We start from the raw sequence: 14,185 nt of genomic DNA on the forward strand, positions 1-14,185 counted from the left end.
TACCCTGATACGGGTTAGTTAGTCGTTGGTGGCTCGGAGACGGTCAGAAGCTGCCGAAACCCCCGGCGTCGCCGACCCCGTAGCTGCCGTGGTGGCTGGTGCCGCGTTCGAGTCGTTCCCGGCTGCGGCGGGTCGGCACCGGCCACGCCGCCCGGTTCGTACACCAGGCGGTGGGGGCCTGGTGCGGCTGCTCCCACGGGCCCGCGGCCGCCGACGTGTCGGGCCGCGGCGGTCTGGTCAGGCCAGTAGTGGACGGTGGGCTCGGGCTCGCTCGTGCCACAGGGGTGCGTCGGCCTTTCCGGCTATCCGCGCGGCTCGTTCGTAGTGGGCGTCAGCCGGCAGCGCGAGGAAGCCGGCGAGGTCCGCCAGCACGTGGGCGATCGGCCCGAGTGCGACGTTCGCGGTGGTGCCGCCGGCGATGAGGTCTTCCAGTGGCAGGAGGGCCTGGTACGCGGCGCGGGCGCGGGCGAGGTCGTGGGTGGCCAAGGCGTGTAGTGCGCGGAGGGTCCACCTCAGGTCGTAGACGTAGTCGCGCCGGATCGATGTCGCCTCGATCGTGGCGCGCGAGGCGTCTGTGTCGCCGGCCAGTGCGAGGGCGAGCGCGCGCAGTTCCGGCATGGTGCGCAGTTCGGGCTGGCTGTTCGGGGTTTGGCCGAGGCAGATCCGGGGCACGTCGGCCGCCCTGCCGGCGTCGATGGCCAGCATGGCTCGGGCGACCACCATGAGGTCCGGTTCGTCACCCCAGCGGCCGAGGGGGTCCAGGCGGCGGGTGGCGTCGAGGTAGGCGGCCTCGGCTTCGTCGTGGCGGCCGGCGGCGGCGTGCAGCAGCGCGCGGTGGCAGCCGGCGATGCCGAGGGTGAGCGGCTGCTCGTAGGTCGTCGCGAGCCGTCCGACCGCTTCGACGTGCTCGGCGGCGGCGGCCAGGTCGGCGCGGGCGGTGTGTGCGCCGGCGAGGGCCATCCGGCCGAGGATCTCCGCGTGGAAGAGGCGGTGTTCGGCCGCGACGTGGAGCAGTTCGTCACCGGCGCGGACCCGCTGGTCCAGGTCGAGGACGGAGTACGACTGGAGGAACGTCGCGTTGAGCGCCATCATCAGCAGGTGCGGGTCGCCGAGCCGGCGCGCCATCGCCTCGGCCTCGGTGGCGGCGGCGCGGCCGCGCGGGTCGTCCTCGCCTTCGAGTTCCAGGGCGAGGTTGACCAGTAGCCGGCCGCGTGGCTCGCTGTCGCCGTCCGGCAGCCGGGCGAGTGTCCGTGTCGTCAACGCGATCACCGCGGCGTTGACCGTCCCGTATGGACGGTTGGTCCACAGCGTCGGCACGTCGAACGACGCGAGGACTCGCGCGGTCAGCAGCGGGTCGTCGACCGCCGCCGCCTCGCGCAGCGTCTCGTCACGCAGGGCTCGCGCGGCCACCAGTTCACCGGCGTGGGCCAGCGCGTGGACCCGGCCGAGCAGGAGCCGCAGCCGCTCGGTTGGTGTGCCGCCGGCCCGGTCGCGGGCGGCGAGCGCCTTCTGCCACAGCCGGTCGGCGTCGCGGTAGGCGTACCGTCGTTGTGCCTCCTCGGCGGCCAAGGCGGCGTACCGGCTGGCGGATGCGGCGAGCTGCGGGCTGTTGGCCGCCTCGAAGTGGTGTGCCAGCGTCGCCACGTCGTGCGGGGTGGAGTGTTCCAGTGCCGTGGCGGCGCGCGCGTGCAGCCGGCCTCTGCGCAGCTGCGGCACGCTTTCGTAGAGCGCCTCACGTACCAGCGCGTGGGGGAAGGCCACCGCGGTCGGGCCGGTCTCGACGAGCAGACCCACCATGAGCGCCGCCTCGACGGCGTTCAGGACGGACTCCTCGTCGGCGCCGGACACCTCGGCGAGCGCGTCGAGGCCGATGTGGTGGTCGAGCACGGCGGCCGCCACGAGGACGGTCCGCGCGGTCGCGGGGAGCATCGACACCCGGCGCCGGACCACGTCTCGCACGCCGGCCGGCACCACCGAGAGCGCTGCGGCCGGCCCGTCCGACTCCAGCAGCCGGGCGGTCTCGCGGACGAAGAACGGGTTGCCGCTTGTACGCTCGGCGATGGCCGCGAGCGTCTGGCTGTCTACATCGGATGAACAGGTGGCCGCGACGATCTCGCTGACCGCCCAGTCAGGCAGGCCGCGGAGCTCGACGCGCTCCGGGTGGTGCGCGGCGACAAGTGCGAGCAGCTCGTCCAGCAGCGTCGAGGACTCGCCGTCGCGGACGGTGAACAGCAGCGTCGACCGGCTGTCCCGCAGCGTGTGCAGGACACCGGCGATGAGCGCGAGGGTCTCCTCGTCGAGCCGGTGCACGTCGTCCAGCACGAGCAGGAGCGGCCCGCACGCGAGCAGGTACTCGCCAAGCGCGCGGTGTATGCGGTGGCGGCCGTCCAGCGGGTCGCCGCCGGCCGGCGACTCGTCGGCGAGCAGCCATCCCAGCTGCGTCGCGACCGCCGGATCGGGCGGACGCACCTCCGCCAGCGAACGGACGGCGCCGATCCACGCCCAGCCCGGCGGCATCCCATCGGTCTCGGCGCACCGGCCCTGCCCGACCGTCCACCCGCGCCCGCGCAACCGGTCCGCGACCTCGCGCGCGAGGCGGCTCTTGCCGGCGCCGGTCTCACCGGTGACAAGTACCAGCTGAAGCGCCGGACGGTCCGCGACCGCCAGGACCCGGTCGAGCTCGACGTCCCGGCCGACGAACAGATCCACCTCGGCGGGTGGGGACGGGGGAGTGGGCGGCGGCATCGGCCGGGCCAGGGTGAGGTGTGTGGCCTGCGCCAGGATGTCGGACTCCAGCTGCCGCAACGCGGGCCCGGGATCGACGCCGAGATGTTCGCGCAGTGTCTGTCGCGCCTGACGCAGCGCCGCCAGCGCGTCACCCTGCCGGCCGCAGGCGTAGCGCGCCAAGGCGAGCAGCCGCCACCCCTCCTCGCGCAGCGGGAACCGTACCGCCTGCGCCTCCAGGTCGGCGATGAGCTCACGTGCCCGACCCAGCCGGATCAGGGCGTCCGCGCGCCGCTCGGCCGCGACCCGGTGCAGCTCGGTGAGTCGTTCGACCTCGGGTTGGGCCCATCGCTCGGTGGCGAACTCCGCGTAGGCCGGCCCGCGCCACAGCGCGAGGGCCTCGTCGAGGACGGCCAACGCCGGGGCCGGCTCGCCGGCGGTGGCCGCCGACCGGACCAGCTCGGTGAAGTGCCACGCGTCGACCTCGTGCGGCGCGGCCCGAAGGGCGTAACCCGGCGCGACGGTCACCAGCCGGGTCGGTGCCGCGCGGGGCGCGCGGTCTGGCTCGATCGCCCGCCGCAACCGGGACACGAACGTTTGGATCGTCGCGATCGCCTGGGCCGGTGGATCACCGTCCCACAGGTCGCCGACCAACCGGTGTACCGGCACCGTGCGCCCGTTTTCGACGAGCAGCCGGGCGAGCAGGGCGCGTTGCCGCAGTCCGGGCATGGCCAGCGGGCGGTCGGATCCGTGCACCTCCAGCGGCCCGAGCACCCGGAACGCGATGGTCTCCGAACTGATCATGGCCTGTGCAGGGTACCGAATCAGGCGTCCGGATTCTGCAAGAAAGCCGTCTGACCGGGCGCTGACAGCCGCGCTGTCAGTGGCTGGCAAGCCGGTCGGGTCAGGCTGTGCACCATGGACAACGAGACCGTCAACCCGAGCCGGTCCGGCGAGCCGGAGCCGAACCTCATGGGTTTCACCATGGTGCACCGCGCCATGCTCCGCGACGTCCAGCGGTTGGCGGACGTCGCCGCCGGACTGGCGCGGGACCCGTCGGCGATCACCGCGGCGCGAGCGTCGGCGCTCGCCACGCACGGCACCCACATGGTGCAGGAGATCCACCATCACCATCGCCGCGAGGACGAGGTGCTGTGGCCGGTCATCCGAGCCGCCGCCGGCCACGCCGTCGACCTGACCCCGTTCGTCGACGACCACAAGGCCCTCGACCCACTACTGGAGCGGCTGCGGACCACGATCACCGACTTCGGCGCGGACCCGGCCCGGCACGCCGCCAGCCTCGCCGCCACCGCCGGCGAGCTGAGCCAACTACTCCATGAGCACATCCCCGAGGAGGAACGGGAGGTCTTCCCGATCATCCGCACCTACGTGTCCGCCGCCACCTGGCAGCGGGCCGAGCGGCAGATGTCCAAGGGCGTCACCCTGCGGCACGCGAGCTGGCTCATCCCGTGGGTCGAGCACCACGCCACCGGCGAGGAGCGCGCACACCTCCAGCGGGAGGCGCCGCTGCCGTTCAGGATCCTGCTCGCCATGTTTCGCGGCAGGTTCGCCGCCCGCTACCGAAAGGCTTTCAGCTGATGCGCGCCCTGCAAGTGTCCTCCCTGGACGGACCCGGTTCGGCCCGCCTTGTCGAGATGCCGATCCCCACGCCGGGCCCCGGTGAGGTGCTCGTCCGGGTCACCGTGGCCGGGATCAACTTCGCCGACACCCAGGAATCCCGGGGCACGTACCCGTTCGGCCGCACCCCGCCCTACATCGCGGGCAACGAGCTGGTCGGCGAGATCGTCGCCACCGGCCCGGGCGTCACCGGCGTGGCGATCGGCCAACGGGTCTACGGCGGTGGTGGCGGCGGCACCTTCGCCGAGTACGCCACGCTGCCGGCCGCCGGCTTCGTGCCGGTGCCGGCGGGCTGGACCGACGCGCAGGCGATCGGGCTGCTGTCCAACTGGGCCACCGCGTACGCCGCGCTGCGGACCGTCGGCCGGCTCACCGAAGGCGAGACTGTGCTCATCCACGCCGCCGCGGGCGGGGTCGGGCAGGCCGCCGTCCACCTCGCCCGCCACTTCGGCGCCCGCGTCCTCGCCACCACGTCCACTGTGGAGAAACAGGATCGGCTGCGCGACCTCGGCGTGGCAGATGTCCTGGGGTACGAGGACTTCGCCGACGAGGCGCTGCGGCTCACCGGCGGGGCCGGCGTCGACGTGGTGTTCGACGGCGTCGGCGGTGACGTCTTCCGGCGCAGCCTGACCGTCACGAAACGGCACACCGGACGGCTTGTCGTCGTCGGCATCGTCGCGGGCGAGACCGCGACCAGCAACCGGGAGGTGCTGTGGGACCACCCCGTGCAGCTGCTCGGGCTGAACATGCGGCACATCTTCATGCACCAACACGACCTCATGGCCGAGATCCTCACCGAGCTCATGCAGGTCTTCGCCACGCAGCCGCCGCCGGCCGCCACCCTCGTCAGCCTGGAGAACGGGCCGAGGGTACTGGCCGACGTCGAGCGGCGCGGCACGGTCGGCAAGCTCGGCCTCACACCTTGACGGTCGGGGTGGGCGTGGTCAGTGCGATGAGGGCGGTCGCGATCCAGTCGCGGTAGGCGTGGACGGTCCAGCCGCGCTGGTGGACCAGCAGCCCGTACAGCAGGGGTGAGTTGAGGGTCCAGATGGTGTCCCGCAGGTAGGCGACGTGTCTTGGATCGGTGTTCCCGAGCCGGTCGGCGACGGTGGTGGCTATGTGCGTCGCGCCGGTGAGCCGTTGCTGGTCCAGGTCGGCGACAAGGGCGGCGATCTGGGGGTCGGCGTCGGCGGCGGCGTGAGCGACGGCGTAGATGGGATACGCGCGGGCGGCGACGTCGACGATGACGGCCGCGTACCTGCGCAGTGCCTCGGTCGAGGTTGGCGCGTCGTGGACGTCCCGCATCGCGGGCCGGTCGTTGAGGGCGACAGCCGCGGTGTCGCCCACGATCGCGGTGTCGATGGCCTGCTTGAGCAGGTTGACCTTTCCCCGGTAGGCGGCGAACACGGTCGGGGTGGAGACCCCCGCCTCGGCCGCGATCTGGCCCATCGAGGTGGCGGCGTAGCCGTGGGCGAGGAACAGGCGAGTGGCCACGCGCACGATCCGCTCCCGGGTGGCCTGCGCCTGGGCGCGTCGGCTGGAGGCGTCGTAGCGGCGGCTTGCCGGCGGCCTGGTCATTGGCTTACTGTACCTCATATTCGATAAGAGCTAGGTAAAACTAATTGGGGGACAAAGTGACACTCGCCTTCCACACCGCCGGGGTCGACTCCGGCCGGCCGGTGCTGCTGATCCACGGGGGTGCTGAGGACGCCGGCATGCTGGCGCCGCAGGCCGAGGCGATCGCCGCGCGAGGGCGGCGGGTGATCTGGTACGACCGGCGCGGCACCGGCGGGAGCACCCGGCAGGACTGGCCGGGGTCCGGTGCCGACCAGCACGCCGACGACGCGGCCGAGCTGCTGACGGAGTTGGCGGCCGGGCCGGCGACCGTGCTCGGCTTCAGCTCCGGCGGCCTGGTCGCGCTGGCCCTCGCGGCCCGCCATCCGCACCTGGTCGGCGAGGCGATCGCATGGGAGCCACCCGCGGTCGCGGTGCTGCCCGACGGCCTGGCCACCCACGCCGCGATCATGGCGCCGGTGGACGCCCACCTGGCCGCGCATCCCGGCGACTGGACCGGTGCGTACCTGGTCATGCTCGCGATCATCAGCAACGGCGCGGCCGACCCGGACTCGCCCCAGGTCCGGCGCAGCATCGTCAACGCCGAAGCCATCGTCCGTGACGACGGGCCGCTGATCACCCGCCGCACGTTCGCGGTCGGCGAACTGCCCGCCGGCAAGGTCACCGTCGCGGTCGGCGAACGGGCCGACCCGATGCACCTGGAGATCGCCAAGATGCTGGCCGAGATCACCGGCACCCCGTACGTCGCCGTGCCCGGCGCGGACGACCACGAGGTCTACCTGAACGAGCCCGAGGTGCTCGCCGCCTGGGTGGATGCGCGGTGAACGCGGTTTCGTGGCCGGTCGATCCGGTCGCCGAGCCCAGGCCGCACACCGTGACGAGCATGGAGCGAACGCTGGCGGTCCTGACCCGACGCGAGCGGCAGGTCGCCGACCTTGTGGCGGAGGGTTACACCAACCGGCAGATCGGCCACGACCTGTTCCTGAGTGTCAAGACCGTGGAGCGTCACCTGGCCCGGATCTTCAGCAAGCTCGACATCACCGCGCGCGCGAAGCTCGCGGCGATGGTCGCCCGCGCCCGGGACTGATTGAGGGTTCTCCCCCTCATGTTCCCCAGGCCCCTCGATGATCATTGGGTTGTCGTCGTCGCACCGGTCGGGCGCCAATGCGGTCCGTCCGACCGCGGTGCGTGCGGCTGTATTCGATCAGCTCAGGTAACCGACTATTCGGGTGAGCCGGCCTTGGGGGAGGCGGGTGTGCGGGACGTGCTGCTGGAACGGGCGGGGGCGCTCGCGGCGTTGTTGGAGGCGGTGGGTGACGCCGTCGCCGGACGGGGCCGGGTGGTGCTGGTTCGGGGTGAGGCCGGGATCGGTAAGTCGAGTCTGCTGAGGGTGTTCCGGGAGGGGCTGCCCGCTGGCGTGCGGGTGCTGTATGGCGGGTGTGACGACCTGGTCACGGCCAGGGCGCACGGGGCGCTGCGGGAAGCGGTGGCTGGCACCACGGGCCTTCTGGCGGCGGCCCTGGCCGCGGATGGTGGCGGTGTGTTCGAGGCGGCCATCGCGGAGCTGTCCGGCCCGAGGCCGACGGTGCTGGTGATCGAGGACGTGCATTGGGCCGACGACGCGACGCTGGACGTCCTCGGCCATCTGGCGCGGCGGGTGGGGGATCTGCCGGCGGTCGTGGTGGTCACCGTTCGGGATGGAGGCGCACCGGCCGGGCATCGGCTGGAGCGCTGGCTCAGCGCCGGGGCGATCCGGCAGGTGGTCCTGCGGCCGCTGTCGGTGACGGCGGTCGGCGAGCTCGCCGCGGGCAGCGGTTGGTGGGCGGCGTCGCTGCACGAGCTCACCGGTGGCAATCCGTTCTTCGTCACCGAGGCGCTCGCCGTCGCGCCGGGGCAGGTGCCGGCCACGGTGGCCGAGGCGGTGCTCGCCCGCGTCCGGCGGCTGGATCCGGCATGCCAGGCGGCGCTGGCCCAGCTCGCCGTGGTGCCTGGCTGGGTCGACTTCGGGTTGCTGGATGATCTGCTGGGCGGCGACGTGGACGCGCTCGTGCCCGCTGAGGAGCAGGGCATTTTGCGGGTACGGGCGGCCGGCGTGGCGTTCCGGCACGAGTTGGCGCGGCAGGCGATCGAAGCCAGCCTGCCCGCGCTTCGCCGCCGGGTGCTACATCGGGCGGTGATCGCCGCGCTGCGGCGCCGGGATCGGCCGGATCCGGCCCGGCTGGTGCACCACGCCGCGCGCGCGGGCGACGCCGATACGGTGCTGGAGTATGCCCCAACGGCCGGACGGGAGGCGACGGCCGCCGGGTCCCACCGCCAGGCGTTGGCGCTTTTCGAGGCCGCCGCCGCGCACGCCGACCAGCTGCCGCCTGAGCAAGGTGCCGCCGTCCTCGACGGGTACGCCTGGGAGCTGCGCAACGCGCACCGGTTCGCGGCCGCGGTCGAGGCGGGCGAGCGGGCGGTGGCCCGGTACGCGGGCTTGGACGACGCGGTGGCGCACGGCGAGGCACTGGTACGGCTGTCCCGGCTCTATTACCTCGTAGGCGACACCGACCAGGCGGAGCGGACCGCGCGGGCCTCGGTCGAGATGCTGGACGGGGCCGGATCGGCATCCGCGACGGCTTACGCGGTGACCAACCACGGGGCGACGCTGGCACTTGTCGGCGATCCCCGCGCCGACCGCACGCTCGCCCGAGCGCAGGAGTTGGCCGAGCGGGCGGGCCGGGTGGACCTGGTCGAGCTCTGCCTCAACTACCAGAGCCTGACCCGGCCTGACCTCGATCCGGACGGTCGCATCGGCCTGGTGCGCCAAAGCCTCGACCTCGCGCTCACCCACGGCCACCACGAGCACGCCGCGCGGGCCTACGCCAACCTCGGCGAGCTGCTGTACCGGTACGGCCGCCTCGCGGACCTGGAGCGCTGCCTGGCCGACGGGTTGGCGTTCGCCCGGGACCGGGGGTTCTTGTCGCACGCGTACAACCTGGAGGTCCACGCCTGCCTGCTGCGGCTGCGTCGCGGCGACTGGTCCGGCGCGGAGGCCGGGCTGGCCGCGTTGGCCGAACCGGATGAGGACCCGGGCATACTGCGCTCGTATGCCGAGCCGCTGCATGCCCGGCTGCTTGCCCGGCGCGGCGCGCCCGAGGCCGGACCGCTGCTGGAGGCGGCCTGGCGGCGTGCACTGGCCCAGCGCTCCCTGATCGGGCTGGCGTACGCGGGCAGCGGCCTGGCGGAGTGGGCCTGGCTGTCCGGGCGGCCGGACGTCGCCACCGCGGTGCTCGACGAGTGGCGACCGCACGCGGCCCGTCCCGGCGCCGAGCCGGTCACCGCCGAGCTGTGGCGCTACGCCCGGCGCGCGGGCGTGCCGGTGCCCGCGGTACCTGAAGCCTCCGATGTGGAGGACGATCCGTACGAGCGGGCGTTGGCGCTGGTCGACTCCGGCGCGGTCGAGTCCGCCGTCGAAGCGGTGCGGATCCTGGACGAGCTCGGAGCCGTCGCGGCGGCCGGCCTGGTCCGGCGCGGGCTGCGCGACCGGGGCGTGAGTACGATCCCGCGCGGCCCCGTGGCCACCACCCGCTCCCACCCCGCCGGGCTGACCCGGCGTCAGGCCGACGTGCTGGCGTTGGTCGCCGAAGGGTTGACCAACGCCGAGATCGCCACGAAGCTGGTGCTCTCGGTACGCACCGTCGACCGGCATGTGGCCTCCACTTTGGACAAGCTCGGTGTCTCGTCCCGGCGGGAGGCGGCTGCCGTGGCGAGGTCGCTCGCGAAAGTTGGGTAGCCGGCGCCGACAAGTGGGTAGTCGTTGCCGATGCCGGGCTCCACGTCACGGCCGTACAACTGGGCTATGCGAATCCTGTTCAGCGGTTGCCCCGGGTACGGGCACCTCTACCCGATGCTTCCCCTCGCCCGGGCCGCGGTGCGAGCCGGCCACGAGGTCGTGATCGCGACCGGGCCAGACCTGGCCGCCCACCTTGCCGAGCGCGGCTTCGACACTTGGGGAGTGGGGCCGACCTTCGCCGAGTCCTGGGCTGAGCGAAACGCGGTGCTGTCCGGCCTCGAAGCGGTGCCGCCGGAGCAGCAGGCGACACTCGACATCGCGGTACTCTTCGGCGCCTCAGCAGCCAAGCGGGCCGTCGACCTCGTGCCACGGGCCGAGGCATGGCGGCCCGACCTGATCATCCACGAGCCGGGCGAGTTCGCCGCGCCGATCGCCGCCCGCCGGTCCGGCGCCCGGCACGTCACCCACGGGCTCAGCCTCACGACACCCGCGCCACTGCGAGCCATGCTCGCACCGGCCATGGATGACGTATACGACCCGTGGAACGTGCCGGATCTCACCGCCGCCGTCTTCGCCGCGCCGTACCTGGACATCTGCCCACCGGCTCTGCGCCCGGACGGCGATCCGGCCTATGTGGACAGTATCCCGCTGCGGCCGTACGCCGGCGACGTGCGGACCACAGACCAGCTGCCTGAGGCACTTGCCACCCGGCCCGTCGCGTACCTGACCCTGGGCACCGTCTTCCACGACGCGCCGGACGTGTTCCGCGCCAGCTTGGCGGGACTACGCGACCTGGACCTTCAGGTGGTCGTCACGGTCGGCCAAGACGGCGATCCGGACCGGCTCGGCCCGCAACCGTCCACTGTGCTGGTCGAGCGGTACGTCCCGCAGGCGCTGCTGCTGCCACACTGCCGCCTTGTCGTCTCGCACGGCGGCGCCGGCACGATGTTCGGCGCGTTCGCGCACGGCCTACCGCAGCTGATCCTGCCGCAGGGCGCCGACCAGTTCCTCAACGCGGCCGCGGCCGCGGCGGCCGGTGCCGCCATCGTGCTTCCGCCGGGGACGGTCACACCGGAGGCGGTACGCGCCGCGGCGCGCCGGCTGCTCGACGAGCCAGGCTTCGCCACGGCCGCGCAGACCCTGCGTGCGGAGATCGACGCCATGCCCAGCGCCGACGACGTCCTAGCCACGCTCAACGGGGCGGCCGCTCGATGAGAACCTCTGCCGTCGTCAAGCCCATCGTCAAATGGATAGCCGCGGCGTTGGCCGCCGCGGTGCTCGCCGCCGCGCCCGTCACGCCCGCCGCGCAGGCCGGTGGCGGGCATCACCACCGGCCCGGCCGTCCGGTCTTCGCCGAGCCGTTGCCGGCGTCGCTGTGGCTTCCGGGTACGGCCGCCGCGCACCGGATCCGGTACACCTCCACGGGGTTCGCCGGCCGTCCCGTGGTCGTGGCGGGTGCCGTGTTCGTGCCCGAGGGCACGGCCCCGAAGCGGGGGTGGCCGGTCATAAGCTGGGCGCACGGGACCGTAGGTGTCGCGGACCCGTGCGCCCAGTCCGTCGGCGGCCGCTCGGCGCGGGACGTCACCTATCTGTCGGCGTGGCTGGCCGCCGGGTACGCGGTGGTCGCCACCGAGTACGAGGGCCTCGGCACGCCCGGCCCGCACCCGTACCTGCACGGCCGGTCGGAGGCATACGGTGTGGTCGACATGGTGCGTGCCGCGCGGACGGTGGAGCGGTCGCTGAGCCGCACCTGGCTCGCGGTTGGTCAGTCGCAAGGCGGGCAGGCGGTGCTGTTCACCGGCGCCATGGCCCACCGCTACGCGCCCGAGCTGGACTACCGCGGCGCGATCGCGACCGCACCGCCCTCGCAGTGGCGCACGCTCATCGAGGTCGCCCGCCCGTTCGAGCCGGCGGCGCCCGCGATCCCGAACGTGCTGCTGGCCTTGGAGATGCTGGGCGCCACCCACCCGCGCACCTTCGACCCCGCCAGCCACCTCACGCCCGCGGGCGCGGAGGTCTTCGCCCGAGCGCGGACCGAGATCTGCTTCACCGCGCTGAGTCAGCTGCTCGCCGGCCGGACGGCCGCGGAGGTGTACGCCGTGGACGCCGCCGAGCGGGAGCGGCTGACCCGGCTGATGGAACGCGAGGCAGACATCCCGATCGTCCGGCACCGCGAGCCGGTGTTCATCGCGCAGGGCACCGCCGACACGGTCGTCTACCCGCCCGCCTCGAAGACCACCGCGGACAAGTTGGCCGCCGCCGGCAGCCACGTGACGTTCCGGTTCTACCCCGGCGCCGACCACAGCGGAGCGATGTCCGCCGCCCTGCCCGAACTGCTCACCTGGGCCGCCGCCCGGGTCGGAAAGTGAACGTGATGAGACGAGAAAAGTGGCGCGCGGTCGCCGGCTGTGTCGCCTTGCTGGCCGGGCTGTCGCTGGGCATACCCGCCGCCGGCGCGTCCGCGGCCGCTACGGTGCCCGCGTTGCGGTGGACCGACTGCGGTGGTGGCTTCCAGTGCGCCGACGCCGTCGTGCCGCTGGACTACGACGAGCCGCGCGGGCCGACCATCACGATCGCGCTGATCCGCAAACCGGCCGCCGATCCGGCCCGGCGCATCGGCTCGCTGTTCGAGCTGCCCGGCGGGCCGGCACAGTCCGGTGTGGACGTACTGCGCAACTCACCGCCGCAGCTGCTGGCGCTGCTGTCCCGCTTCGACGTGATCGGGTTCGACCAGCGGGGCACCGGCGCGAGCCGTCCCGCAGTCGACTGCCGCGCCACGCCACCGTCGTTCTTCGCCCGCCCCGACACGATCGACCAGCGCGCGTACGCCGACGCGGCGCGGGCGTACGGGCGCTCGTGCCTGAAGCACAACCGGGCGATCCTGCCGCACATGAGCACCGCCAACGTCGCGCGCGACGTCGATCTGCTGCGGCGGGCGGTGGGTGACGCGAAGCTGACCGCGCTCGGCATCTCCTACGGCACCGACATCGGCGCCACCTACGCGAGCATGTTTCCCGGCCGGATACGTGCCATGGTGCTGGCCAGCGCCGACAACGTGCAGGGCCTCGTCGACGACCCGATCGCCAGCGGGCGGGAGCAGTCCGCGGCGTTCGAGGACGAGCTCGATCGGTTCTTCGCCCGCTGCGCGGCCGCCGGCCCCCGTTGCGGGTTCGGCGGCGCGGATCCGGAGGACGCCCTCGACACCCTGCTGGCCGACCTGGACCGCACGCCGCTGCCCACCGGCGACCCGGCGCGGCCGAAGCTGTCCGGCGACGGCGTGCGCGAGGCCGCGCTACACGCGATGTACACGCCGCGGCGGTGGCGCGCCTTCGCCGCCGCACTCACCGCGGTGGCCGCCGGCCAGGCGACACCGATGGTGGACTTGCTGCGCGAACACGAGGACGGCGCCATCGACCAGCGCTTCGCGGTGCTCGCCGTCGATCAGCGGTTTCCGCGTTCGCCGGTAGGCGGTTATGTGCAAGACGCCGCCCACGCGTACCGGATGTTTCCCCACTTCTGGTGGGTGAACGGGTTGGTCAACCTCGACCTCGCCTTGTGGCCGGTCGAAGACCGCGACGCGTTTCGCGGCCGGATCCGCAACCCGGACTGGGCGGCGCCGATCCTCGTCGTCTCCAACACCCACGATCCCGCGACGCCGTACGCCGGCGCCCGGCAGCTCGTCGCCGACCTCGGCAACGCCCGGCTGCTCACCCACCAGGCCGACGGGCACGCCAGCCTCACCTCCGGCAACCCGTGCCTGATCGCGCCCACGCTCGCCTATCTCACCGACGGCACCCTGCCGCCGGAGGGCACCACCTGTCGCGACGACACCGACCCGTTCCCCGGGACGACATCATGAGCAGAGACGGGGGACTGGGCCTCATCGGTATGTGCGCGGGTGTGGCGGGTGTCTTCGCCGGCCTGGTGTGGATCGGCTACCCGCCCGCGGTGGACGACAGCGTGTACAGCTATCCCTTCACCGCGACGGGTTTCACCATCGCGCAGGTGGTGCTCACCATACGGGATCTGGGCCTGGCGGTCCTGCTGATCGCCCTCGGGACTTCCGGCGCCGTGGGACGCTCATGGCTCGGCCGGATCGGGATCGCCGGCAGCGTGCTGGCGATGGTGGGTCTGGCGGCGATGGAGATCGTCTCGCTCGCCGCCAAAGACTCGACCGATACCGTCGGGGCCGGATACGGCCTGGCATCGATCGCGGCCGGCCTCTTCCTGATCCTCACCGGGATCGCGGTGCTGCGCGCCAAGACCTGGACCGGATGGCGCCGGTACCTTCCACTCGCCCTTGGAATCTACGTCTTCGCCCCGCTGACGCCCGGCATCGTCGCCGGGTTCGGGCCCGGCCAGGTGGTGATCGCGGGGTGGATGCTGCTGTTCGCCATCCTCGGCTGGACGCTGGCCGAATCGCCGAGCGGGCGGGCGACACTGCCCGACGCGCCGACCCGCGCCGCGCGATGA

The 14,185-nt window shown here is 73.1% G+C and carries 11 protein-coding genes; 9 read left to right on the forward strand and 2 right to left on the reverse strand.

The features are described from left to right. Window positions 1-237: 237 nt before the first annotated feature. A complete protein-coding gene (locus tag AC5L36_RS40390) occupies window positions 238-3,528 on the reverse strand; it encodes an ATP-binding protein (protein WP_441224102.1) in 3,291 nt (1,096 codons plus the stop codon). 114 nt (window positions 3,529-3,642) lie between these two features. Here AC5L36_RS40390 and AC5L36_RS40395 point away from each other — a divergent pair, with 114 nt between their 5' ends. Beyond that, complete coding sequence (locus AC5L36_RS40395) at window positions 3,643-4,323, forward strand: hemerythrin domain-containing protein (protein ID WP_441224103.1); 681 nt, start codon at window positions 3,643-3,645, stop codon at window positions 4,321-4,323. Then, entirely contained in the window at window positions 4,323-5,288 is a 966-nt protein-coding gene (locus AC5L36_RS40400) for a quinone oxidoreductase family protein (RefSeq protein WP_441224104.1), read from the forward strand. The genes AC5L36_RS40395 and AC5L36_RS40400 overlap by 1 nt, the downstream gene beginning before the upstream one ends. Here AC5L36_RS40400 and AC5L36_RS40405 read toward each other — a convergent pair. Then, the gene (locus tag AC5L36_RS40405) at window positions 5,278-5,940 is read right to left on the reverse strand and encodes a TetR/AcrR family transcriptional regulator (RefSeq protein ID WP_441224105.1); all 663 of its coding nucleotides are present in this window, start codon (window positions 5,938-5,940) and stop codon (window positions 5,278-5,280) included. The genes AC5L36_RS40400 and AC5L36_RS40405 overlap by 11 nt on opposite strands. 56 nt (window positions 5,941-5,996) lie before the next feature. Between AC5L36_RS40405 and AC5L36_RS40410 the strand changes: the two genes are divergently transcribed. The 7 genes from AC5L36_RS40410 (at window position 5,997) to AC5L36_RS40440 (ending at window position 14,185) form a co-directional block, all read left to right on the forward strand. Next, window positions 5,997-6,761 carry an alpha/beta fold hydrolase gene (locus AC5L36_RS40410; RefSeq protein WP_441224106.1) on the forward strand — a complete coding sequence of 255 codons (765 nt, stop codon included), beginning with the start codon at window positions 5,997-5,999 and terminating at the stop codon, window positions 6,759-6,761. A gap of 59 nt (window positions 6,762-6,820) precedes the next feature. Beyond that, window positions 6,821-7,024, forward strand: a complete 204-nt coding sequence (locus AC5L36_RS40415) for a response regulator transcription factor (RefSeq protein ID WP_441224107.1) — start codon at window positions 6,821-6,823, stop codon at window positions 7,022-7,024. Window positions 7,025-7,192: 168 nt separating this feature from the next. Then, on the forward strand, window positions 7,193-9,712 hold the full coding sequence (locus AC5L36_RS40420) for an ATP-binding protein (protein WP_441224108.1): 2,520 nt from the start codon (window positions 7,193-7,195) through the stop codon (window positions 9,710-9,712). 66 nt (window positions 9,713-9,778) lie between these two features. Continuing rightward, window positions 9,779-10,927, forward strand: a complete 1,149-nt coding sequence (locus AC5L36_RS40425) for a glycosyltransferase (protein ID WP_441224109.1) — start codon at window positions 9,779-9,781, stop codon at window positions 10,925-10,927. Continuing rightward, window positions 10,924-12,081 carry a lipase family protein gene (locus AC5L36_RS40430; protein ID WP_441224110.1) on the forward strand — a complete coding sequence of 386 codons (1,158 nt, stop codon included), beginning with the start codon at window positions 10,924-10,926 and terminating at the stop codon, window positions 12,079-12,081. The genes AC5L36_RS40425 and AC5L36_RS40430 overlap by 4 nt, the downstream gene beginning before the upstream one ends. Window positions 12,082-12,086: 5 nt before the next feature. After that, a complete protein-coding gene (locus AC5L36_RS40435; protein WP_441224111.1) occupies window positions 12,087-13,571 on the forward strand; it encodes an alpha/beta hydrolase in 1,485 nt (494 codons plus the stop codon). Next, the gene (locus AC5L36_RS40440) at window positions 13,568-14,185 is read left to right on the forward strand and encodes a hypothetical protein (protein ID WP_441224112.1); all 618 of its coding nucleotides are present in this window, start codon (window positions 13,568-13,570) and stop codon (window positions 14,183-14,185) included. Before AC5L36_RS40435 ends, AC5L36_RS40440 begins: the two co-directional genes overlap by 4 nt.

Source organism: Phytohabitans sp. LZ39, assembly GCF_059359075.1.